Annotated in this window: 22 protein-coding genes, 1 other RNA gene and 1 pseudogene; 15 read left to right on the top strand and 9 right to left on the bottom strand. The window is 67.7% G+C overall.

The window, feature by feature from the left end:
* Positions 1 to 85: 85 nt before the first annotated feature.
* Together GY812_14980 and GY812_14975 are read right to left on the bottom strand one after the other, a co-directional pair.
* Positions 86 to 388: a cold-shock protein gene (locus GY812_14980; GenBank protein MCP4436784.1), complete on the bottom strand. Its 303-nt coding sequence runs from the start codon at positions 386 to 388 to the stop codon at positions 86 to 88.
* Positions 389 to 478: 90 nt separating this feature from the next.
* Positions 479 to 1,726 (bottom strand): annotated as a pseudogene (locus tag GY812_14975) (DEAD/DEAH box helicase).
* Between the two features lie 283 nt (positions 1,727 to 2,009).
* Here GY812_14975 and GY812_14970 point away from each other — a divergent pair.
* The 5 genes from GY812_14970 to GY812_14950 all read left to right on the top strand — a co-directional run bounded on the left by GY812_14970 (position 2,010) and on the right by GY812_14950 (position 7,138).
* Positions 2,010 to 2,441: a hypothetical protein gene (locus GY812_14970; protein MCP4436783.1), complete on the top strand. Its 432-nt coding sequence runs from the start codon at positions 2,010 to 2,012 to the stop codon at positions 2,439 to 2,441.
* Positions 2,442 to 2,475: 34 nt separating this feature from the next.
* Positions 2,476 to 3,918: a glycerol kinase gene (locus tag GY812_14965; GenBank protein ID MCP4436782.1), complete on the top strand. Its 1,443-nt coding sequence runs from the start codon at positions 2,476 to 2,478 to the stop codon at positions 3,916 to 3,918.
* A gap of 160 nt (positions 3,919 to 4,078) precedes the next feature.
* A complete protein-coding gene (locus GY812_14960; protein ID MCP4436781.1) occupies positions 4,079 to 4,222 on the top strand; it encodes a hypothetical protein in 144 nt (47 codons plus the stop codon).
* A 188-nt stretch (positions 4,223 to 4,410) separates the two neighbouring features.
* Positions 4,411 to 4,789: RNase P RNA component class A (rnpB, locus tag GY812_14955), an RNA gene on the top strand.
* A 1,269-nt stretch (positions 4,790 to 6,058) separates the two neighbouring features.
* A complete protein-coding gene (locus GY812_14950) occupies positions 6,059 to 7,138 on the top strand; it encodes an acyltransferase (GenBank protein MCP4436780.1) in 1,080 nt (359 codons plus the stop codon).
* A 239-nt stretch (positions 7,139 to 7,377) separates the two neighbouring features.
* Here GY812_14950 and GY812_14945 read toward each other — a convergent pair whose 3' ends face one another.
* Positions 7,378 to 7,689 (bottom strand): tail fiber protein, encoded by a 312-nt coding sequence (locus GY812_14945; protein MCP4436779.1) that lies wholly within the window; start codon positions 7,687 to 7,689, stop codon positions 7,378 to 7,380.
* 102 nt (positions 7,690 to 7,791) lie between these two features.
* On the opposite strand from GY812_14945, the gene GY812_14940 reads away from it, so the two are divergent.
* The 4 genes from GY812_14940 (at position 7,792) to GY812_14925 (ending at position 10,757) form a co-directional block, all read left to right on the top strand.
* Positions 7,792 to 8,364, top strand: coding sequence for a DM13 domain-containing protein (locus GY812_14940; GenBank protein MCP4436778.1), 573 nt, complete (start codon positions 7,792 to 7,794; stop codon positions 8,362 to 8,364).
* Positions 8,365 to 8,670: 306 nt separating this feature from the next.
* Positions 8,671 to 9,273 carry a PadR family transcriptional regulator gene (locus GY812_14935; GenBank protein ID MCP4436777.1) on the top strand — a complete coding sequence of 201 codons (603 nt, stop codon included), beginning with the start codon at positions 8,671 to 8,673 and terminating at the stop codon, positions 9,271 to 9,273.
* A 26-nt stretch (positions 9,274 to 9,299) separates the two neighbouring features.
* Positions 9,300 to 9,878: a hypothetical protein gene (locus tag GY812_14930; GenBank protein MCP4436776.1), complete on the top strand. Its 579-nt coding sequence runs from the start codon at positions 9,300 to 9,302 to the stop codon at positions 9,876 to 9,878.
* A gap of 48 nt (positions 9,879 to 9,926) precedes the next feature.
* Positions 9,927 to 10,757: a fumarylacetoacetate hydrolase family protein gene (locus GY812_14925; GenBank protein MCP4436775.1), complete on the top strand. Its 831-nt coding sequence runs from the start codon at positions 9,927 to 9,929 to the stop codon at positions 10,755 to 10,757.
* A 22-nt stretch (positions 10,758 to 10,779) separates the two neighbouring features.
* Here GY812_14925 and GY812_14920 read toward each other — a convergent pair whose 3' ends face one another.
* Positions 10,780 to 11,412, bottom strand: coding sequence for an NAAT family transporter (locus GY812_14920; protein MCP4436774.1), 633 nt, complete (start codon positions 11,410 to 11,412; stop codon positions 10,780 to 10,782).
* A gap of 109 nt (positions 11,413 to 11,521) precedes the next feature.
* On the opposite strand from GY812_14920, the gene GY812_14915 reads away from it, so the two are divergent.
* Together GY812_14915 and GY812_14910 are read left to right on the top strand one after the other, a co-directional pair.
* Positions 11,522 to 12,511, top strand: a complete 990-nt coding sequence (locus GY812_14915) for an ATP-binding cassette domain-containing protein (protein ID MCP4436773.1) — start codon at positions 11,522 to 11,524, stop codon at positions 12,509 to 12,511.
* Positions 12,508 to 13,353: an ABC transporter permease gene (locus tag GY812_14910; protein ID MCP4436772.1), complete on the top strand. Its 846-nt coding sequence runs from the start codon at positions 12,508 to 12,510 to the stop codon at positions 13,351 to 13,353. Before GY812_14915 ends, GY812_14910 begins: the two co-directional genes overlap by 4 nt.
* Before the next feature lie 32 nt (positions 13,354 to 13,385).
* Here the strand turns inward: GY812_14910 and GY812_14905 are convergent, their stop codons facing one another.
* Positions 13,386 to 14,261, bottom strand: coding sequence for a haloalkane dehalogenase (locus tag GY812_14905; protein MCP4436771.1), 876 nt, complete (start codon positions 14,259 to 14,261; stop codon positions 13,386 to 13,388).
* Positions 14,262 to 14,534: 273 nt separating this feature from the next.
* Between GY812_14905 and GY812_14900 the strand changes: the two genes are divergently transcribed.
* Positions 14,535 to 14,684: a hypothetical protein gene (locus GY812_14900; protein ID MCP4436770.1), complete on the top strand. Its 150-nt coding sequence runs from the start codon at positions 14,535 to 14,537 to the stop codon at positions 14,682 to 14,684.
* Between the two features lie 169 nt (positions 14,685 to 14,853).
* Here GY812_14900 and GY812_14895 read toward each other — a convergent pair whose 3' ends face one another.
* On the bottom strand, positions 14,854 to 15,678 hold the full coding sequence (locus GY812_14895; GenBank protein ID MCP4436769.1) for a phytanoyl-CoA dioxygenase family protein: 825 nt from the start codon (positions 15,676 to 15,678) through the stop codon (positions 14,854 to 14,856).
* A 127-nt stretch (positions 15,679 to 15,805) separates the two neighbouring features.
* Here GY812_14895 and GY812_14890 point away from each other — a divergent pair, with 127 nt between their 5' ends.
* From GY812_14890 to GY812_14880, 3 genes are all read left to right on the top strand, one after another.
* A complete protein-coding gene (locus GY812_14890; GenBank protein MCP4436768.1) occupies positions 15,806 to 17,146 on the top strand; it encodes an MBL fold metallo-hydrolase in 1,341 nt (446 codons plus the stop codon).
* Positions 17,139 to 18,248 carry a Gfo/Idh/MocA family oxidoreductase gene (locus GY812_14885; GenBank protein ID MCP4436767.1) on the top strand — a complete coding sequence of 370 codons (1,110 nt, stop codon included), beginning with the start codon at positions 17,139 to 17,141 and terminating at the stop codon, positions 18,246 to 18,248. Before GY812_14890 ends, GY812_14885 begins: the two co-directional genes overlap by 8 nt.
* A gap of 198 nt (positions 18,249 to 18,446) precedes the next feature.
* Positions 18,447 to 19,388, top strand: coding sequence for an SMP-30/gluconolactonase/LRE family protein (locus GY812_14880; GenBank protein MCP4436766.1), 942 nt, complete (start codon positions 18,447 to 18,449; stop codon positions 19,386 to 19,388).
* Between the two features lie 34 nt (positions 19,389 to 19,422).
* Here GY812_14880 and GY812_14875 read toward each other — a convergent pair whose 3' ends face one another.
* Genes GY812_14875 through GY812_14865 form a run of 3 tightly spaced genes read right to left on the bottom strand, consistent with a single transcriptional unit; the run spans position 19,423 to position 21,320 of the window.
* Positions 19,423 to 20,079, bottom strand: a complete 657-nt coding sequence (locus tag GY812_14875; protein MCP4436765.1) for a histidine phosphatase family protein — start codon at positions 20,077 to 20,079, stop codon at positions 19,423 to 19,425.
* Positions 20,076 to 20,573, bottom strand: coding sequence for a hypothetical protein (locus tag GY812_14870; GenBank protein MCP4436764.1), 498 nt, complete (start codon positions 20,571 to 20,573; stop codon positions 20,076 to 20,078). Before GY812_14870 ends, GY812_14875 begins: the two co-directional genes overlap by 4 nt.
* Positions 20,574 to 20,606: 33 nt before the next feature.
* A complete protein-coding gene (locus GY812_14865; GenBank protein MCP4436763.1) occupies positions 20,607 to 21,320 on the bottom strand; it encodes a hypothetical protein in 714 nt (237 codons plus the stop codon).
* Positions 21,321 to 21,331: the final 11 nt, after the last annotated feature.

The following is a 21,331-nucleotide window of genomic DNA, read 5'->3' as shown; positions in this document are numbered from 1 at the left end:
GCTGGATCACGCATGGCGTGATCCAGCACCAACGGAACGAGGCTGCAGCACTTGATCAGCAGGAAGCTGCGCGTCCCGGCTGGGGTCAGTGGGACTTGCTGAGGGAGCGCACGTTGACCGCGATCGGCCCCTTGCGGCCCTTTTCGACCTCGAACGCCACCTGGTTGCCCTTGGTGAGCACCTGTGCCGGCTCACCCTGGACTCCCGAGATGTGCACGAAGAGGTCCTTGCGGCCCTTCACCTTGATGAACCCGAATCCCTTGCGCCTCGAGTAGTGCGAAACCCGTCCGGTGAGTTCGCCGTCACCCGGGTCCGGGTGGGCCTGGCCCTTGCCCTTGTCACGCGACTTGCCCGGCCGGGCTCGGTCGTCGGAGGGCGTTGCTCCCATCCGCCTGGAACCATCGTGGCGGTCGTCGGTGCGCTTGTGCTCGGAGTGCTTGCGCGCCGGCTGGTCGTGGGAGTCGCCGCGGTGCTCGTGACGGTCCTCGCGTTGCGCCCGTGCCTGCTGCGGCTTCTTGCGCTCCTGCCTGCGGGCTTCTGGGCGCTGGCGCTCGGCTGCGGGCCGTGCGGGCCCGCCCGGCTGCTGCGAGTGGATCTCGCGGACCTCGGCTATGTCGGGATCGGTGACCCCGACGGGCAGGCCCAGTGACTTCTGCATCTTGCGGGTTGACTTGGCAGCCGACGGCTCCACCATCGACAGCACCATGCCGGAAGCGCCGGCGCGCGCGGTGCGGCCGGAACGGTGCACGTAGGTGGCGCCGTCCTCCGGTGGATCGAAGTGCACGACTGCGCCGACGTCGTCGACGTGGATGCCGCGGGCTGCGACGTCGGTTGCCACAAGCGCCTGCACCTTGTCGTCGGCGAACGCCTTGAGGGCGCGGGTGCGCTGGGCTTGGCTGCGCCCCCCGTGGATGGGGGCCGCGTCGATCCCGTTCTTGCCAAGCTGGCGCGCAAGGCGATCAGCACCATGGCGGGTGCGGGTGAACACGATCGTGGACCCGGCCGCGTCGATGAACTGGGCAACGTGCGGGACGCGTTCGGTGCGCTGCACCGACCAGAACATGTGGTGGGCCAGCGTCATGTCGGGCTCGGCCGAGCCGACCTCGTGGCGGGCGGGGTCACGCTGGAAGTCACGGGTGAGCTTCGCCACCGGTCCCTCGAGCGTCGCGGAGAAGAGTTGGAGGTGACGGTCAGGGTGGGTGGCGCCGACGATTCGCCGCACTGCGGGCAGGAAGCCCATGTCGGACATCCGGTCGGCTTCGTCGACGACGACATGGTCGACGTCATCGAGAGTGAGCGCATCGGACTCGAGCAGGTCCTCGAGCCGGCCGGGGCAGGCGACCACGAGCGAGGCGCCCCGGTCGAGAGCTCGTCGCTGCGGGTTGTACCCGACACCGCCGTACACGGCGGCCACGCTGTGGCCCATGGCGGACGCGAGCGGTCGCAGTTCATCGGCGATCTGGTCGGCCAGCTCACGGGTGGGCGAAAGGACGAGGGCCGTCGGGCGGCGCCTGGAACCCTTGTCCATGCGGGCCACGACGGGGATTCCGAATGCGAGCGTCTTGCCCGAGCCCGTCGGCGCACGGCCGAGGATGTCACGCCCGTCGAGGGCGTCGGCCAGCACTGCGGCCTGGATCGGGAACGGTTCGGTGATTCCGCGCTCTGCGAGTGCGGAGACGATCTGGCGCGGCGCGCCGAGATCGTCGAATGAGGTGACGGTGGACATCTTCTTCTCTCTGTTTCAACTGCTCGACAACATCCTCGAGCAGCGGAGCCTTACTGTGCCGAAACGGCGGGCTCTGAGACCGAAGATCGGGCGGCGCTTCGCCTCTGGCGGCGCTCACCCACATCGCGAGACCCTCACGGAACGTCCGTGCGGTGTCATTACTGTACAGGAGCGGTCGTGCAGGACGCGAACCGCCGCTGAGAGGCAGCTCTGTTGGTGCTGGATCACGCCTGGCGTGATCCAGCACCAACGAAGCGACCCGGACGCGCGATCCTCTATGGCCGTGGCCGACCAACCCGTGCAGAGTCTCTCCCCCACCCAGGCGATGTGGCGCGGGGCGGTGACAGCACTGGTGGTGGCACTCCCCGTGGCGGTGTTCAATCAGCTGCTGGTGAACTCGGGGGACATCGGCGAGGGGTCACCCGTCACCCTGTTCCTGTGGCTGCTGATCCTCTTCGGCGCCGCCGCCGGCGGATGGGGAGTCCTGCGACTCTGCCCCGAAGCGGCGCTGTCACACGCCGCGGGAAGCGGCGCGATCGCGTACGCCGTTGTGCAGGGCATCGGCATCATCAGCCGCATCTGGCGGGGCGAGTCACTTTCGTGGGTGGCGTTCCCCCTGCTCGCACTGCTGATGGCCACCGCCGCGATGCTGGGTGGAATGTTCGGACGCCGCTGGAATCGCACGGGCAGCACAACCCCTGACGACGCGTCCTAGAGTCAGCCCAACCGATGCCACAGGAGAAGCAGCATTGAGCATCCTCGTAATCGACCTCGGCACGTCCAGCGTGAGGGCATCCGTGGTGCATCCCGATGCCACGGTGAGCCACGAACTGTCCGGGGCGACCCTTCCCGACACACCGGCCGAGGGTCTGGTGGAGTTCGACGCCGCCGCGTACGGCGCCGCCGCGCTCGACTGTGCCCGGCAGGTGATCGACGAGCACGGTCCCGTCGAGGCCGTCGGCATCGCCAACCAACGCGCCACCACGATCGTGTGGGACCGCACGACCGGTGAGCCCGTCGCTCCGGCGCAGGGTTGGCAGGACCTCCGCACGGTGGGCGACTGCCTCGTGCTCGCCGCCGAAGGCTTCAGGTTCGCGCCCAACGAGTCGGCCACGAAGCTGGCCAACATCCTCGACGCAGTTGATCCCGACAGACAGCGCGACCTGTGTTTCGGCACGCCCGACTCGTGGATGGTTTGGCTGCTGACCGAGGGCGCCCACCATGTGACCGACCTGTCGAACGCCGGTATCTGGGGGCTGATGGCGCCTGACGGATCACACATGGACCCCGCCAAGCTGGAGCGGCTGCGTATCCCGGCATCCACCCTGCCGAGGGTTGTCGACAGCACCGGCAACGTCGACTCCGCGACCGCCCTGCCCGGTGCGCCTCCGATATGCGGCATCGCAGGTGACCAGCAGGCATCACTCATCGGACAGGGCTGCGTGCGGCCCGGGGACGCCAAGGCCACCTTCGGCACCGGCGGGATGCTCGACGTGTGCATGGGTCCTGAACGCGCCGAGTTCGACCGGCGTGGCAGCGCGGGCTGCTTCCCCATCGTCGGCTGGCGCGACGCCTCGGGCCCCACGTGGGGCATCGAGGCCGTGATGCTGTCCGCCGGCACCAATGTCGAGTGGCTAGTGGAGGATCTGGGCCTGATCGGTTCGGCCGCGGAGTCAGAGGCGCTGGCGGCGAGTGTCGAGTCCACCGATGGCGTCACCTACGTGCCGGCTCTGCTCGGGTTCGGCACCCCGTACTGGGACTACGGGGCACGCGGCGCGCTCCTCGGCGTGACGCGCGGGACGACCGCCGCCCACGTGACCCGGGCGGTGCTGGAGGGTGTGGCCCACCGCGGCGCCGACCTGCTGGAAGCTGCTCGCAAGGATTCGGGCATGCCGATCGAGAAGCTGAGGGTGGATGGCGGCATGTCGACCAACGACGTGTTCGTACAGGCACTGGCGGACGCCACCGGCGTGCCCGTGGAGGTGTCTGCGGTGCGGGAGGCCACCACCCTGGGCGCCGGTTTCCTCGCCGGCCTCGCCACGGGTACATGGGGCGGCTGGGCCGACATCGCAGCAACCGGGTCGCCGCGGGCGACCGTGGAGCCTGCTTCGGAGCCGGATCGTGGCCGCTGGGCCGAAGCGGTCCGACGTGCCGGTCACTGGCACGAAGACCTGTCCGCTCTGGATTTCTGAGCCGACGGCAGCGACGCAGCCGCCCTGCTGAGACATCAACGCGAACGGTGCTCTGATGCGCTGGGCCTCATGATCCCTGCACGGGGCCGTTCGGCTCATTGTCGTGGGCCGGTGGTCCCTCACGGCTCCAGAAGGCATCCAGTCCGCCGAAACCTTGACCATGAGCGATCAGCACACCTACCAGACCCGCAGCATGGGAACCCATTGGGCCACCGTCTCCGCCCGCACGGCAGCAGTGCTTCGGGAGCGCCGGTTGCAGATCGCCCTGGACTCCAACGGCCATCACCGCATCACGATGGCCTGAAGCCGCGCTGATCGGTGCCGTGCGGAGCGCGGCCAACCGGCACCGATCAGCAGCTTTCTCCAACTGAGAGACCCACAACCCATACCCCCTTCCACCAGTGCAGCGACGGCCCGGCTTCCCCTACCGGGCCGTCGCCGCGTTTTGCCCGCGGGCATTGGGGCCTCGCTGTGAGACACTGGTTGCGCCGGTGAGCCGTCCGGGTGACCGCGGCACGTGGAGCGATCCACGGGTCGAGGAAGGTCGGGACTCCACAGGGCAGGGTGCTGGCGAGAGCCAGGTCGGAGCGATCTGACGGTAAAGGGCAACAGAGAGCAGACCGCCGATGGCGACCCCTCGGGGTCGCACAGGTGAGGGTGAAACGGTGCGGTAAGAGCGCACCAGCGTCGGAGGTGACTCCGGCGGCTGGGCAACCCCCACCCCGGAGCAAGGCCATGCAGAGGGCACGGACGGCCCGTCCACCACGGCAACGTGGCAACCCTCGGGTAGGCCGCAAAGATGGATGGTCACCGAACCGGATCCCCGCAAGGGACCGGGGAACAGAATCCCGCCTACAGGACGGCTCACCGGCACAACTAACCAGGACCCTTGGGGTTACAGGGCTTCCGTTCGACAGTTCACCTGGACTCCACCGAGTTGTGCACGATTCGCGCAGGCCGTGGAGAAGTCGATGCGTTCTCTACCGCGGCTCTCGTGCGGTCATCGTCAGTCGGCGGTGCTCGGTTCCAGGAAGTACACTTGTGGATGCAAGGACCTAGCCACCTGCGCGCTGGGTCCCGGTTCCCTCTGGTCAGCCCGCGCGGTAGGGCCGACGAAGGAGGTTCCGATGAGAGTCCATTCGAGTCAGGGCACCTCCCGCTTGATTCTCGGTGTGCTGCTGATGGCGTTCATGGCACTCGCCCTCGTCGCAGCGGCCTGCCACTCGGTCGGCACAGGCGGGCCGAGCGCTCCCAATCATCCGATCGGTGTGCTCGAGAGTGTGTCTGGCCTCAACGGGACGGTGAGAGTCACCGGCTGGGCAACGGACAACTGGTCCGGGCTAGGCAACGGTCTCGTCGCGCCGGCGGGGCCGCGGGTGCCGGCAACCGTCGTCGCAGTGCTCAACGGCAGTTGGGTGCCAAGCGCGTTCACCGCCGCTGGAGTCCGCCCCGACGTCGGAGCCATCCTCGACAGCAACTCGGTGTTTGCCCGATACCGCCAGCCCGGGAACGCCTATGGCTTCGACTTCACTCACCGCGCCACCCGGCCCAGCAACCGTGTGCGTGGGAGCGGTCAACTCCGCCTACCCCAACCAGACCATGACCGCCGAGCAAGCCGCCGCACAAGGTCGTGGTCTTGGAACATACGCCGATCACAGCTTCATCGGCTGCGCATCGACCACCGTCACCTGAGTGCTCGCCTGCGCCTGGTCGGCTTGACGTCGGCCAGCGCTGCGAACGCAGCAGCGCCGCCGGGCCGACGCCGTCGTCGTGGGGCGGCTCGAAGCCGACCCCGTCAACCGGTCGACCGAGGTTGGCCCCGATGCCGTGAACGGTGACTTCGGGGGTGTCTGGGGCAACAACCCTCCATCCGAGGTCGAGGTCATGGGCGAACAGGTGACATCGGCGCGTCAGGTCCGCATTTGCCTTGTGGACTGGCCGACCGGCTCCGGATGCTCCACACTTGGGTCGGAGGAGCCGGACACTTGGGTCGGAGGAGCCGGACACTTGGGCCGGAGCGGGCGGCGGGGCTGCAGTAATGGTCGAGTTGAACCGATCGGGGCGAGCAGGAGGACCACACAGTGGGCGGACCTCCCTTCGCGACCGCCTTGAGATAGGGCGGGGCGGCGACGAGCGACTCATGTCCATGGAGGGACTGCGCGGTCTGGCGGTGCTGCTCGTCTTCTTCGTCCACTACGCAGATCTGGTCTCCCCCTGGATGTCCGACAGCGGCTGGATCTCGGTGTTCGCCGAGCGGGTCGGCGATGCCGGCAACAGTGGCGTTGATCTGTTCTTCGTGCTCTCCGGCTATTTGATCTACGGCAACCTCATGAAGCGCCCACAGGCCTACAGGCCCTTCATCCGACGTCGGGTGAGGCGGCTGTACCCGACCTTCCTCGTGGTGTTCGCCATGTACGTGGCGCTGTCGTTCGCCGTGCCGTCCGAATCCGAACTACCCGGATCCCTCGTCGAGATCCCGGCATACCTGCTGTTCAATCTCCTTCTGCTGCCGGGCATCGTCCCCGTATCCGCGTTCATCACCGTTGCCTGGTCGCTGAGCTACGAGTTCTTCTTCTACCTGACAGTGCCCCTTCTGATCTCGAAATTCGACATGCGTGAGCGCTCACCGGAGTGGCGGTGGCGTTTCCTCATGCGTTTCGGAGTGGCAGTCCTGTTGCTCGGCGGTCTGATATCCGGCACACACCCCCGGATGGTGATGTTCTTCGGGGGCATGTTGCTCTGGGAATGGATGACCAATCGCTGGCCCAGTCGGTCAGATCACCCCGAAGCCCGCCAGGTAGTGAACCGTCTGTCGATAGCCGCGCTGGTCGTGGGCGTGCTGTCGCCACTGGTGCTCACATCGGACTTCCTGCTGCAGCTACCCAGGATCGCGGTCCTGGCGGTGGCTTGGCCTTTGCTGTGCGCAGGCTGTTTCGCAGTTGACGGAGCTTGCCGGCGCTGGTTCAGCTGGACGCCGCTTCGACTGCTCGGCAACATCAGCTACTCCTACTACCTCATGCATGCACTGGTGCTTCAGGCGCTCTTCTTCGCCCTCGAGTTCGTCTGGGAGCCCACCGCCGACGCTTCCTGGCTGTACTTCGCAGGGATGGTGCCGGTGTTCGCGGCAACCGTTGCCGCGTCGGTTGTCCTGTTCCTGTTGGTCGAGAAGCCCCTGTCGCTGGATTCGCGCACTCTCCGATTGATCGGTCGGCGCCGCTAGTCCAACTCGCAGGGCTGACGATTTGCCGGCCGTTGGGAGTCCGGCCGACGCAGCGCCGTTGGTTCGATCAGATCCTGCCCGGCCGGTGGTCGAATGTGGGCTCGAGGAACTCGTACACCACCGCTGTCCGACGAACTGACTCGGGCACGGTCACTGAGCACCGTGGGATCCATGCAACCACCGTTTCAGCATCGCGGGCCGGGCAGGCGCAGCACCCGAGATCCAGGTGAACCTGTCGCTCAGCCGAGTGCCTTTATATAGATCTTCTGACCCGCCGGGGCTTGGGCGGCGAGGTTGGGCACGGCCGCCGCAGGCGTCATCACCGCGGCAAGATCGGGATCGACAGCGCGGTCGAACGACTGGCCGTTGGCTTCCAGATAGCCATAGGGGGAGCTGACCTGGTTGAGCATAAACTGCACCGAGCCGACCGGCTGACGCACTCCGAACGGGTCGGCGAACTCCCCGACCGCCTGCCAGCGTCCGTTGAGGTTGCACTCGTAGAACTGGCCGAGCTCACCGACGAGAGGCACGGAGCTTCCCCCGCCTGACACGCGGAATCGAGCATACGGCCGATACTTGGATACGCAACTGTTTCGCGAAAGGTAATCGGGACCGCCTGTTTCGCGGGTTCGATACGCGCCACCATCTGAACCATGAACCGCAAGCGCTGGATCATCGCCGGAATCGCCATCGCCGTGGTCGCCATCGTGGCGTTGGCGGTGTTCCGTCCCGACAAGCTGTTCCTGGACAACAAGGTTGACGAAGAACTCGACGACGACGTCGCGGCACTGATCGCCGCCGAGTCGGGCGCCGACGAGCCGGCAGACACCACGACCACCACTGCTGCGTCCGGGGACGACGTGGGTGATGCCCCAGCCGAATCAACCACCACTTCTCCGATCGAACCGGAGGTGCTCGGCCAGGGCGACTTCGTCTCTCAGGGCGGCCACACCGTCAACGGATCCGCCTTCATCGTGGAACAGGACGGTGGGCGCCTCCTCGTGCTACCGGAGCTCGACTCCGAGAACGGCCCGGACCTCCAGCTCTACCTGTCGCCCGAGTCCACGGGCTCGGTGGACGGCGGTGTGAAGATCGGGCCGCTCAAGGGCAACATAGGCACCCAGAGCTACGAGCTACCCGACGACCTCGATCTATCGGCACAGACGAACGTCGTCATCTGGTGCGAGCGCTTCAGCACGCCGTTCGGCACCGCGACGCTCGCCTGACCCCCCGGCCAGCAAGGCAGTCTCAGCGGGTCATGGCGCCCGCGAACAGCGGCATTCTGTCCACAAGCCCTGCGGTCTCGGACGCCGGTGCCGCTGCCATGTGTTTCCCCTTGGGTCCCCGTCCATCCGGGCCGACTGCGCCGGCGGGCTCCGAACCCGCCCAACGACCATCGAACCAGCTGGAACACTCTCACGTAGACTATAGGAAATGAGAGTACTCTTTGCTAGAGTCTTTTCCTGGTGCCACAAGTCGCACCGGAGTGTCAGTTAATTTCGCAGCGCAAACACTAGAGGGTCGGAGCGGACGTGTCGTCGATCGACATCATCCTGATGGGGATGCTCACCGAGGAACCCCACAACGCCTACGAGATCAACAAGATCATCGAGGCCCGGCGCACCCGCACTTGGCTGAGGATCAGCACCGCCGCCGTCTACCGCAACCTCCGGCGCCTGCACGAGGAAGGCCACCTCGAGGCCACGACCACCCGCGACGGCCTCAAGCCGCACAAGACGGTGTTCAGCATCACACCCGAGGGCCGCGACCACTTCGTGGAGCTGTTACGCGAATCCGCCCAGGGCCAGGTCGGCCTTCACTTCGACTTCGACGCCTGGGTTGCCCACATTCATCACCTCCCCGCTCCGGAAGCCCTCACACTGCTCGATGGCCTCCGCCTCCAACTCGCTGCGATTCGCGACGAACTGGCAGCGGTGTCGACACACCACGCCGGCAGCCTGCCCACCGGAGCGGCTGCGCTCGTGGAGCTACGCCTGAAGATGCTCGAAGTCACCCTCGACTGGGTCGACGGCTTTGAGACCGGCCCTTCCGGCGACCTGCTGCACAATGGGCCACCGTTGTTGCGGAGCCAGCTCGCAGGCCCGGCACCTGCTGCTGGGGAGGCGATGCCGTGACGGCTCTGGTCCGCAGCATTCGCGGCATGGCGGAACGGGAGCGATCGCGTTTCCTGGTGGACCACCACGTCAAAGGGCACGACAAGGGCACTCTCCTGTGGGAACTCACCTGCATCGGATCAGGGCTCACGTTCATCGGCTCCCGGGCCCTCACGCCGTCTCGTCGCGACCCCGACACGACACCGGTGCCACCGGGCAGGCCTCACAGTGGCCCCGGCTCCGCCGATAGCAACATCAGCGACCACGCCACCGAACATGCCGACGGCTCAGCCGCCCAGGGCATGCCTGTGTGGTGGTTCGTTCCCGACCAGCTGCGCGGTGTCCACAACGCACCGGTGGTGGTCTATCTGCACGGCTTCAGGGGCCACGGAGGTGCCACCGTGGTGCACGAGATCGACCCCGACGCCACAGGCAGCGGGGCGACGAGATCGAAGCTTGGCATCGAGCCTTGGCCACGCGATGACCTTTCCCGGCGGCAGATCCCCGAGCACATCCACATCGTGCTGGTCCGCCCCGACGGCCACATCGGCTGGACGCGTCCGATCGACGAGGCCGAACGCCTCGGCGCCCACATGGACCGCTGGCTGGTGCGTACTCCAGGCTGACACCGGCCCGGGCACCTCGGGCCCGCCCACAAGGAGAAGTAGCCATAGATGAGCTTCACGATGGCAAACGATGCCGGACGTGCCGTACTGGCCGACGGGGATGACCTCTACGACATCGCCACGGTCACCGACGGCCGGATCGGCCCCGACCCCATGGCGGCGATAGCGGCCTCCGACGAGTTGCACTCGATCTCGCTGGCCAACCACGAGCCGACTGGATCGCTGGCCGGCGCCCGGCTGGGCCCACCCTCACCGCGGCCGGTCAACTGTTTCGGCATCGGACTCAACTACCGGTCCCACATCGAGGAGACCGGCGTGGCCGGCTCCGATGTGCCGGTGGTGTTCACCAAGTTTCCGAGCTGCATCTCACCGCCTCACGCCGAGGTGCAGCTCGTCGGCGACTCGGTGGACTACGAAGCCGAACTCGTGGTCGTGATCGGCAAGGGCGGCCGCGACCTCCCAGCTGAGGCGGCCTGGGACTGTGTGGCCGGGCTCACAGCCGGCCAGGACATCTCTGACCGGGCGCTGCAGTTCGCGGCCAATCCCCCACACTTCGACCTCGGCAAGAGCCGCGACGGCTACGGGCCGATCGGTCCGGTGCTGGTTTCGCCGGACAGCTTCGCCGACTACGACGACATCGCTCTCGAGTGCCGCGTCAACGGCGAGGTCCGCCAGTCCGCCACCACCGCGCAACTGATCCACGATGTGCCTGCGCTGATCGCCTACATCTCGGCCATTCTCACACTCTCGCCCGGCGACCTGATCTTCACGGGCACACCTGAGGGCGTCGGCGTTGCCAGCGGAAACCTGCTGCGCCCGGGTGACGTGATCGAGACCACACTCGCCGGCATCGGAACCATGACCAACCGCTGCACCTGAAGGGCGCAGGCTGCTTCAGGAGTCAGGCGAAGAAGTTCTTGATTCCGTTGAGGAACATCTGGAAACCGAGCGAAGCGAGGATCAGTCCACCCAGCCTGGCCAGGATCGAAATCGTCGCGGGCTTGAGGCGCGCGAGCACTTCGCCGAAGTAGCGGTAGAAGGCGAACGTCACGACTGCCACGGCAGCGATGGCGATGGCCATCGCCATCAGTCCTTCCCACGAGGTGTTCTGTGAGGAGAGCGTGATCGCGGTGGTGATCGCCCCCGGACCCGCGATGAGGGGGAGCGCCAGCGGGATCATGAGCCCGTCACCTTCCTCCGGACCCTGTTCGCGTTCGGACTCGCCCTGGGCCTTGCTCGCACCGCCGCCATAGAGCATCTCGAAGCCCATTGCGGCGATGATGATGCCGCCCACGGCGCTGAACGCGTTGAGGTCGACCCCGAGAGCGGTCAGCAGCTCGTTGCCGACAAGCGCGGCGACTCCCAGGATGACCGTGACGTACAGGGCGAGCCGGGATGCGCCCGCGGTACGGCTGAGTTTCTGCTCCTCGACCGTCTTGTTGAAGAACAGCAGCTTCACGGGGTCGAACGGTGACGTGATCACCAGCATGCCGACGGTGGCACGCAGGATGAAGTCGAGGTCAACGCTCTGCACGGCGACGACGTTAGCCCAGCCCGCCAGAGAGCCGATTCAGCTGCCTCGTCATCGTTGTCGCCCATCCCGATAGCTGTCTGCAGTCGGCCCACCGGTAGCCTTGCTGCCCATGCCCGCGAGCGACCTGGCCATAGAAGCGCGCGACCTCGGACGACGATTCGCAGAGCACGAAGCCGTCGCAGGCGTCGAACTGGAGGTGAGCCACGGCGAGACCTTCGGCTTCCTCGGTCCCAACGGCGCGGGCAAGACCACGTGTGTGCGCATGCTGGCCACACTGCTCCGCCCGACCAGCGGTTCGGCCCGTGTGGCCGGGTTCGACGTGTCGACCGACGCGGCCGCGGTACGACTCCGGATAGGCGTAGCCCTGCAGGCAACCGCCACGGACCCCAAGCAGACCGGTCGCGAGTACCTCGACCTGCAGGCCCGCCTCTACGGACTGCGGTCCGCGCAACGGCACCGCCGCATCGATGAGCTGGCCGAGATGGTCGAGATCGGCGACGCCCTCGACCGCCGGATCGGCACCTACTCCGGCGGCATGGCACGGCGAGTGGACCTGGCCGGCGCCCTGGTGCACCAGCCACAGGTCGTCTTCCTCGACGAGCCGACAACCGGGCTCGATCCAGCCAGCCGCATCCGCGTGTGGGACGAGATCACGCGCCTCAACACCGAGCAGGGCACGACCGTGTTCCTCACCACGCAGTACCTGGAGGAAGCCGATGCCCTGGCCCGCCGGATCGGGATCATCGACCAGGGTCGCATCGTGGCAAAGGGCCGCCCGGTCGACCTGAAACGGTCGCTCGGCCACGACGTGATCGTGGCCGATGTCGATGGCGATTGCAGCACCGCGGTGGCGGCCCTCGACGGCACCCCCGGGGTGGAACACGTCGAGTCACGCGGTGGCGAGGTACTCGCACATGCAGCCGACGGGCCGGCGACCATCGGCCCCGTCGCCGTTCGGCTGCACGAGGCCGAGGTACCGCTGCGCAACCTGAGCCTGCGCACCCCCACCCTCGACGACGTGTTCCTCGAACTCACCGGCAACAGGATCAACCCCGATGACGAGACCGGCGAGCAGGTACCGGTGGAGGTCGGAGCATGACCGGCGATGCACCGACCCCTGCTCTCGAAGAACCCGAGCAGCGTTCCGACGCGGGCGACGAGCCAGTACGTGCTCGACGGGCCGGGCTGCTCACCGACATCCGCTCGATCGGCCTCCGGGGCCTGCGTGCGGCCTGGCGCGACCCCGAGGCGGTCATCCCGCCGATCTTCGTGGGCGCGTTCTTCTTCGCCATCAACGTGGGGTCACTCCAGTCGCTCGCGGAGAGCACTGATCCGGGTTTCGACTTCAAGGCCTTCCAGCTCTCCACCGCCATCGTCCTCACGGTCACCGGCATCACGCGGGCCTACGGGCTGACCCTTGACATCCAGAACGGCTACTTCGACAAACTGGCTCTCTCCCCCGTGCGCAGACCCGCGCTGCTGCTCGGCCACATGATCGCTGACTTCGTGCTCGCCATGGGCCTGGCCGCGGCGGTGTCATTGGTCGCAATGGCGGTTGGAGTGCGCTTCGAGACCGGCGTGGCCGGATTCGCGGCCTACCTCGTGTTCGCCGGGCTGTGGAGCGTTGCCTATGCAGGAGTGCCATACGCGCTCGCACTCAAGACCGGCAACCCGACGGTGGTCAACCAGTCGTTCCTGGTCTTCTTCCCGTTCGCGTTCCTCACCAGCGCCCTGGTTCCAGAGGAGGCACTCACAGGCTGGCTGGCCACCGTGGCGAAGTTCAATCCGGTGACCTACCTGCTGCGCGGCATGCGCTCGCTCGTGTCCGAGGGGTGGGACATCGTGCCGATCGCCCAGGGCCTCGCGGCCGTGGTTGGCGTGGGCCTTGCGAGCCACACCGTCGCGTTCTTCGCGCTCCGCGGGCGCACAAACGCCAAGTAGGCCGCCTATCTGCCCCTGACCGGCTCAGCAGCTCATCGCGTGGGCAACCAGTCGGCCACCGCGGCGCCGATCTCGTCGGGCGAGTCCTCCTGGATGAAATGGATGCCCGCCACGGTCAGCTCCGTCTGGTTGTCCCAGGTCCGGCAGAACTCGCGCTGAGCGCCGGTGAGGATCGCCCCCGGCTCGGCGTTGATGAACAACTTGGCGATGCCCGACTCCGGTAGCCACTCGCTGTAGGACTGCACGATCTGCACCACATCCTCGGGCTCCCCTGCGAGTGGGATCTCGCGGGGCCACGTGAGCGTGGGGCGGCGGTTCGCGGGCTCGAGGAACGGGCGGCGGTATTCGTCGTGCTCCTCGGGGGTCAGGTCACGCATGATCGATGCCGGCAGCACCGCCTCGACGAACAGGTTCTGCTCGATGACCATCGCCTCGCCGTCATCGGAGCGGAAGGCCCTGAAGATGTCGGTTGCCGCGTCGGGCCACATCTCCCACTCCACCGGCTGCACGATCGCCTCCATGTAAGCAATGCCCGCCACCCGGTCCCGGTTGCGGTTGGCCCAGTCGAAGCCCAGCGCTGAGCCCCAGTCGTGGACCACGAACGTGACGTGGTCGCCCAGGTCGAGCTGCTCGAGCAGGCCATCGAGGTAGCTCCTGTGATCTACGAACCGGTATGAGCCCGGACCGACGTCATCGAGCTTGTCGGAGTCGCCCATGCCGATCAGGTCAGGCACCAGACAACGTGCCTTGCCGGCCAGGTGCGGAACCACGTTGCGCCACAGATAGGACGACGTCGGATTGCCGTGCAGGAACACCACTGGGTCTCCCTGACCCGAGTCGTGGTAGGCCATCTGCTTGCCATCCACCTCGATGACGCGCTTCTCCAGCCCTTTGGCACCAATCGGCATTGGATCCCCCCTGGGTCGTGGCCACAGCAACGACCCGCTGTCGCAGGCCGGTCGAGAAGGCACCCTAGCCAACCATCCCCGAGAGCCGCCGCGCGACCGCCACCAGCACTTTGTCGTCGGCTGCACGGCAACGAACGGCCTTTGAGCGCTTGGGGTTCGCCCTGCCGGTCATGAGCACCCCGATGAACCCGGCGATGGGCCCCACGGCTCATCGGAGTGGTCCTGTGGTCCCTTCCGCCTCCAGAACCGCGCAGATGTCCCGATCATCTGTACATGAACGACATGACCTCCGTAAACAACCGCCGGACCCGTCGAAGCGCCTTCACCGGCCCTTCAGCCCGCCCCGCAGCCGTTGTGCGCCGGCGTCGAGTCCAGGTCGGCTACGACGAGCACACCGGCGACTACCGGCTCTCCATCGTCTGAGCACATTCCCCGGTCGGCGGCGTTCGGAGCGCGGCCAACCCGCCGGCCGGGCAGTTCCCCACACACCAGCCACCCTCATCACAAGGCAGGTAACACCAGAGCAACTGCAACACCCCACCCCCAAGAGACTGCAGCCCGGCACAACCCGCCGGGCTGCGGTCGCGCAGCACTAGGCCCCGCGTGGCCACACCTGGGGAGTCGAGGCGTTGTCGGAGAGGGCCTCGCCCTCGGTAAGCACAACCTGGAAAGGTGACACGGGCAGGCCCGGCCGGAAGGCGACTCGTACATCGTCGCCGCAGTAGCGAACCGACACCGCTCGGCGCCATTGCGTCGAGGACGTGTTGGGGCCCGCTCCGTGCAGCGTCCGTGCGTCGTGGATGCTTAGGTCGCCCGGTTCCATGTCCACGCACATCACGTCGGGCCCATCCAGGTCGATCTGCGGAACCGCCTCGCCCGGAGCACCCGTGATCGGGTCATCGCTGACGAACATGGTCGGCGTGAACTCCCGCCCCCACAGGTGGGATCCCTTCACGAAGCGCAGCGCGCCGGTCTGCGCGGTCACAACGTCCAGTGGCGCCCAGAAGGTGGCGAGCTGGGTGCCTGTGAGGTGGAAGTACGGCAGATCCTGGTGGAAGCGGGTGTCCTCGGCGGTACCCGGTGCCTTGATCAGGAAGCTGTCCTCCCACAGCCACACCGACCGGCTGCCCATCAGCGCTGCGGCAATGCCCGCAAGGGGCGACTCCAAGGCGAATGCCTTTGCGTCCGGGTCCGTGCGCCAGTGGTCGGTTCCCGCGCGGAACCGACCACTGCCGCCGGCGCCGCCGTCAGCCATCTCGCTGAGGTCAGCCGTGCCATCACCCTCCCACGCCCGCTGCACGGCGGGCTCGACCCGCTCGAGCCACTCAGGTGGCACCGCCCCGCGGAGCACAACCACACCGTCCCGACGGTAGGCCTCGACTTCCTCGGCGGTCGGCATTCTGGGTGTCGCTGACAACGTATCCTCCTGGGGTCCGGTGCACCTGCGCGTGGGAGCGCACCTGCAGGCGGCTTCCGGGCACCTGCCCATCTGGCAGGATCACGGCGTCGGTGATCATCGCAGAATTGACCGACCGGAGGAACCCATGGGCGGAAGTGAACTCGTCGTGCAGCGCAGGGGCGGATTCGAAATCCTGCCGGCACATGCACCGCAGGCCGTGCCAGTCGACCTGCCCGGACAGGTGCCGGGCACCGCCCTGCACCTGTCCGAGGGCCTGTCCAACGCGTGGTTGCTGACCACACCGGCAGGCAGGGTGGTGATCAACACCGGAATGGGCTTCGAGGCCCCGGTGCACCGCCGCAACTTCGACGCCGTAAGCGACGACCCCGTTGTCGCGGTGGTGTTCACCCAGGGGCATGTGGACCATGTCGGCGGCGCAGATGCCTTCATCGAGGACGGCACGGAGGTCATCGCGCAGCGGTCCAACGCGGCCTGCCAGGCCGACGACGCCCGAATCCACCGCTTCCGTGTGCGGCGCTCGGCGATCTTCTGGGCAGAGGCCGTCGCGCGAGCCGACGCCTACATGCGCGAGCAGCGCGAGGCGGGCGACCCAGCAGAGGTCGAGGCCGTACCGGGCGGCCAGTCGACCCCCACCGCGACCCGAACATTCGAGGACCGACTCGACCTCGACTTCGGCGGCACACGCGTGGAGTTGCTCTCGGTCCCCGGCGGCGAGACGGTCGACTCGCTCGTCGTGTGGTTGCCGCAACACCGCACGGCGATCGTCGGCAATCTGTTCTCAGCGCTCTTCGGCCACGTGCCCAACCTCGTCACCGTCCGCGGTGACAGGCCGCGGGACGCACTGGCCTTCCTCGACTCGCTGCGGCGGGTACGGGAACTGCGCCCGGAACTGCTCTGCACGGGCCACTTCGAACCCATCCGCGGGGTCGAGGTAGTTGACGCCGAGCTGGAGCGCATAGAGCGTGGCGTTCTCTGGCTGCACGACGCCGTGGTGGACGGCATGGAGCGCGGCACCGACCTGTGGACGCTGATGCGCACCATCGAGATCCCCTCGGAGTACGACCTCGGTGAGGGCTATGGGTGCGTGCGCTGGGCCGTGCGGGCCATCTGGGAGCTGTACGCCGGATGGTTCCGCCACGAGTCCACGACCGAGCTCTACGGCGTGCCCCACACCGAGGTGGCGCTCGACCTGGTGGAGTTGGCGGGAGGAGTTGAGCCCGTGGTTTCAGCGGGGCGGGCAAGGCTGTCGGCCGGCGAGCCTGAGGCGGCATTGCACCTCGTGGAGGTCGCCCTGGGCGCGGAGCCCGAGGATCCGGGCGCACTCTTGGCCGACATCGAGGTGCACGAGGCACTGCTGGAGCGCAGCGGCCGCGAGAACTTCTGGGAGACCGGCTGGCTGCAGCACAGGATCGACACGTCCCGGGCAAAGCTCGCCGAGCAGGCCGGAGGTGACACCGGTGACTGAGACATCAGGTCCCGACGAGAGGGTGCGCATGGCGCTCGTGGGCTGTGGCGCGATCTCACCGATGCACCTCTACGGACTCGAGCAGTCAGGAGCGCCGATCGACATCGTCGCCGCGGTCGACCCCGACCCGGAACGCGCCCGCGCAACTGCTGAGGCCACCGGTGCCGCCGCGTTCGGCTCGCTCGACGAAGCCCGTGCAGGCGTGGAGCTCGACGCCGTCGACCTGATGCTCCCGCACCACCTGCATGAGGAAGTGGCGGTGCAGTGCTTCGAAGCGGGCCTGAACGTGCTGCTGGAAAAGCCCCTCGCACCCACGTTGGAGGCATGCGAACGGATTCTGGCCGCCGCCGCGGCAGCGGGCACGGTGTTCATGGTGGCGGAGAATGCCCAGTACTGGCCCGAGGTGCTCGCCGTGGCAGCCGAGCTGGAGGACGGCACGATCGGCGAGGTCGTCACGGCCCGGGCCGCCACGTTCTTCCCTCCCCTGCCCGACTTCTACGGCGAACCCGGCGCTGGCAACGAGACGGGGTCGGCGGGGTCGGCGGGTTCGGCAGGATCGCAGGGGCCGGCAGGAGCGGAGCCCGCCGAGCGTCCATGGCGGTTCGACCAGGAGGTGGCAGGCGGCGGCATAGCCATGGACACCGGTTCGCACTGGCTGCGGCCTCTGCACATGTGGCTGGGCCGGTCCACAGAAACGGTGGCGGCGCTCGGCCATCCGTTCCCGGGCATGGAGAGTGAGTCGCTGGTGCGCTCGCTCATCCGCTTCGACTCCGGCGTGGTGGCATCGTTCGACGCGCTGCTGACCGCGGCGCCGGTGGCACCCGAACCGCTGTTCAAGGTCACCGGCACCGACGGCGAGTTGACCATCGATGCTTCCGGCACGGTCACCCGCTACCGGTCCGGCGAGCGGCGGGGCCAGGTCGTCGCTGAGTTCGATGGCTACCTCGGCTCCTACGCGGGCCAGTTCAGCGACTTCGCCGCAGCCGTGCTCGGCGGCCGCTCACCGGCCGCAGGTGCAGACGCAGCGCTGGGCGAGCTGCGTTGCGCGCTAGCCATGTACCGCTCGGCCGAGAGCGGCCGGTGGGAGCCCGTCTGGCCCTGACCGGCGCGGCACCCCCGCCGCCCGCGGCCTGTGCAGTACCCCACTGTGCTGCACCACTCATCCTCCTTTCGCGAGGAGTCACGCGTCGCATCGACGCGTGGTTCCTCCGAGAACCGGGATGAGTGTCACAGCACGGACTTGGAAGGCACCAGGAGGGGCTGTCTGGATCGCAGGCAGGACCGGTGCCAGACTCGGTGGATGGCTGGAATGCTGGGGGCAAGTTCGTTTCGTGCGCGCATCGGCGCGGTGGTGGTCGGGGCTGTGGCTCTGGCGAGTGCCTGCGTGCCGGGGCCGACTGGTCCCGAAGGCGGGGTCCCCCAGAACCCGCCGTTCGGAGTCAACGGCGCCGTGCAGGAGCCGGGCGCCGAGGGCGGCGAGGTATGGGTGGCCGACATCTTCGGCGCCCAGCTGATCCGCTTCGACGCCGAAACCGGCACGATCGCCGAGCGATACCCGACCGGCAGCATCTGCGCGGTCGACGATGTTGCGGTCATGGCCGACGACTCTCTGGTCGCAACCTGCCCGAGCACAGGTCTGGTGGTCCGGGTTCCCCGCGGTGGCACCCCCGAAGTGCTCGCAAGGCCCGGCAAGGGCGTCAACCCGATCGTGGCGGAGCCGGGCGGCACATCGGTGCTGGTCGGGTTCGGCACCGAAGACCACGACGAGCTGATCCGAATCCACCTCGACGGCACCACCGAGGTGGTCGCCGATGACCTGCCCACGCTCAACGGATTCGGGTTCGGTCCCGATGGACTGCTCTACGTGCCCACTGGCGGCGCCGGCGGCCTGCTCGGCACGGGTGGACTCGCCACGATCGACCCCGCCACGGGCGCCTTCACGGACATCCCGCTCATCTTCTCGGAAGCGGGCAAGACAGGCCTCGACTTCGCCTGCGGAGTCGACGTCGGCGCCGATGGCACGGCGTACGTCGCACAGTGCGCCAACCCGTCGGCCTACGCGGTGGACCCGTCAACCGGCGAGGCGACCCTTGTGGGCCGCTCCCCGCTCCCGATCGCCGACAACATCCTCGTGCTCGACGACGGCCGGGTCATCCTGTCGGGCTTCTTCGGCGGGCAGGCGGCCGTGTTCACACCCGCCGGCGGCGGTTGGACCCCGTCGGTGCTAACCATCGGTTCCTGACCGACCGGTCAACGCCCGCACCACGAGGGGACGCTCATGGTGGCGGCAGGTGTGCCGTCTCGTTGAACGAGCCGAGACCCCCACGGGCACGGCCATCACGGCCGCCGCTCACGCTCAACCGGCAGATCGAGGCATTGTCGAGCCGCATCCGCCAGGTGGCTCCCTCGCCGACGCCGAGCGCCCAGATCACGCCGGCCTTGATGGGTGAGACATGGCTCACCACCACCAGCGTCCCGCCTCCAGCGCGAGGCGCCCATTGTTCAAGGCCGGCCGCGACCCTCTCCGTGACCGAAGCGAGGGTCTCACCGCCGGGCGGGCTGAAGGCCGGGTCGGTTCGCCACTGCTGCCAGACCTCCACCGGTACCTCGTCGAGGGGCTTGCCGTCCCACTCGCCGTAGTCCATCTCGATGAAACGCTCGTCCACGAAAGCGGCCGTGTCGTGCTCACCGCAGGCCTCGATGATTGCAGCAGCCGTCTGCATGCAGCGGGCCAACGGGGAGGACACGACCGTGATGTCGCGTCCGGCGCGCTTCGCGACCTCTGCCCCGAGCGACTCCGCCTGGCGCCGGCCGACCTCGTCGAGGTCGGGGTTGTGGTGTCCTGACAGGCGCGCCTGCGCGTTGACCGCGGTGCGGCCATGGCGCACCAGCAAGACTTCACAGCTCGTTTCGTCGTTGCGCCACGCAGTCATGACCCTGTGCCCTCCGGACCCACTACCGATCGATCCAACTGGCCCGTGCGCCAGAACACCGACCGGCGCCCGGGGTCTGACAGGCCGAAGCGCCCCCAGGCCCAGATGGCCATGGCCACTCCGATGAGCTCGAGCACCAGCGCCCACCAGCCGCGCGCCAGTTCGGGGGCATCTCCCCCACCGAACGAGAGGCCGAGGAATGGCCACCAGAACGTCTCGGGCAGCGTGAACGCCGCGTCCAGCACGAGGTGCAGGTACATGCCGATGGGCAGGCCCAACCACTGGCGGCGCACCAGCCTGCGGTTGCGGGTTGCCAACATGACAACACCCAACACCACCGTGGGTGCAACAAGGGCGTGGAGCGGGCCGGCTCCGAAAGGGGCCTCCAGGACCGGGATCACTGCGCCGAGTGCGACCAGCCGGTAGTCGATGGCGGGGCTGCGGAACACGATGAAGGTGATCACCACCGCTCCGGCAGCGAACCAGATCAGCACGTCACCGACCTTCGGAGCACGGGACCATGAACCTCAGCGGACGAGGATTCGCCCGCAGTCGGGGCAGTTGACCAGTGAGTCATCAGGAGCACGGCGGACTGCCTCGAGCTCGGCGGAGGGGATCTCCAGGTGGCAACCCTCGCACCGTGATCCCGAGAGTCTTGCTGCGCCAATGCCGCCGAGGCCCTTGCGCAGCAGCTCGTACTGCTCCATCACTTCGGCGCTGAGCGGCTCGGCGGCGGCTGACCGGCCCGACTCGACCTCCGCGATCTCGGCATCGATCTCGGCCTCGGCCGCTACCAGGGCGGACTCCGCATCACCGATCGACGTGTCGGCGGTCACCGCAGCGGTGCGTTGGTCCGACAGTTGGGCATCGAGCGGTTCGGCCACTTCCATCTGCTCGAGCGCCTGCTCCTCGAGGGTCTCCTGACGCTCCTTCAGCATGGCGAGGTCGGCCTGGTAGGCCTCGAGTTCCTTGGCCGCGGTGATGGTTCCGCCGTAGAGCATCTTGTCGACCTCCTTCGCCTTCTCCTCGACCGTGGCCGCCTCGTCTTCGGCGGCTTTCTGTGCGGCGCGCACCTCGGACAGCTGAGCAAACGTGGCCTCGACCGATGCGTCGGCCTCTACCTTGGCTGACCTGGCCGACTGGAGCTTGTCGCGCTCGGGCAGCGTCTCGCGACGGTGGCGCAGTTGGTCGAGCCTGGTGTCGATCTCCTGGACGGTCAGGAGGCTGTCGAGTGATCCCACGGCGGGCAGGC

It is taken from the genome of Actinomycetes bacterium, assembly GCA_024222295.1.
In the GTDB taxonomy this organism is placed as follows: domain Bacteria; phylum Actinomycetota; class Acidimicrobiia; order Acidimicrobiales; family Microtrichaceae; genus JAAEPF01.
This window is presented reverse-complemented; position numbering and strand designations above follow the sequence as displayed.

What these genes read in the sequence shown, in the direction of transcription:
- GY812_14980 (MCP4436784.1), bottom strand. Translation starts at nt 388, where the DNA reads ATGGGAGCAACGCCCTCCGACGACCGAGCCCGGCCGGGCAAGTCGCGT.
- GY812_14960 (MCP4436781.1), top strand. Translation starts at nt 4,079, where the DNA reads ATGAGCGATCAGCACACCTACCAGACCCGCAGCATGGGAACCCATTGG.
- GY812_14950 (MCP4436780.1), top strand. Translation starts at nt 6,059, where the DNA reads ATGTCCATGGAGGGACTGCGCGGTCTGGCGGTGCTGCTCGTCTTCTTC.
- GY812_14940 (MCP4436778.1), top strand. Translation starts at nt 7,792, where the DNA reads ATGAACCGCAAGCGCTGGATCATCGCCGGAATCGCCATCGCCGTGGTC.
- GY812_14930 (MCP4436776.1), top strand. Translation starts at nt 9,300, where the DNA reads ATGGCGGAACGGGAGCGATCGCGTTTCCTGGTGGACCACCACGTCAAA.
- GY812_14925 (MCP4436775.1), top strand. Translation starts at nt 9,927, where the DNA reads ATGAGCTTCACGATGGCAAACGATGCCGGACGTGCCGTACTGGCCGAC.
- GY812_14915 (MCP4436773.1), top strand. Translation starts at nt 11,522, where the DNA reads ATGCCCGCGAGCGACCTGGCCATAGAAGCGCGCGACCTCGGACGACGA.
- GY812_14910 (MCP4436772.1), top strand. Translation starts at nt 12,508, where the DNA reads ATGACCGGCGATGCACCGACCCCTGCTCTCGAAGAACCCGAGCAGCGT.
- GY812_14905 (MCP4436771.1), bottom strand. Translation starts at nt 14,261, where the DNA reads ATGCCGATTGGTGCCAAAGGGCTGGAGAAGCGCGTCATCGAGGTGGAT.
- GY812_14900 (MCP4436770.1), top strand. Translation starts at nt 14,535, where the DNA reads ATGAACGACATGACCTCCGTAAACAACCGCCGGACCCGTCGAAGCGCC.
- GY812_14890 (MCP4436768.1), top strand. Translation starts at nt 15,806, where the DNA reads ATGGGCGGAAGTGAACTCGTCGTGCAGCGCAGGGGCGGATTCGAAATC.
- GY812_14880 (MCP4436766.1), top strand. Translation starts at nt 18,447, where the DNA reads ATGGCTGGAATGCTGGGGGCAAGTTCGTTTCGTGCGCGCATCGGCGCG.
- GY812_14875 (MCP4436765.1), bottom strand. Translation starts at nt 20,079, where the DNA reads ATGACTGCGTGGCGCAACGACGAAACGAGCTGTGAAGTCTTGCTGGTG.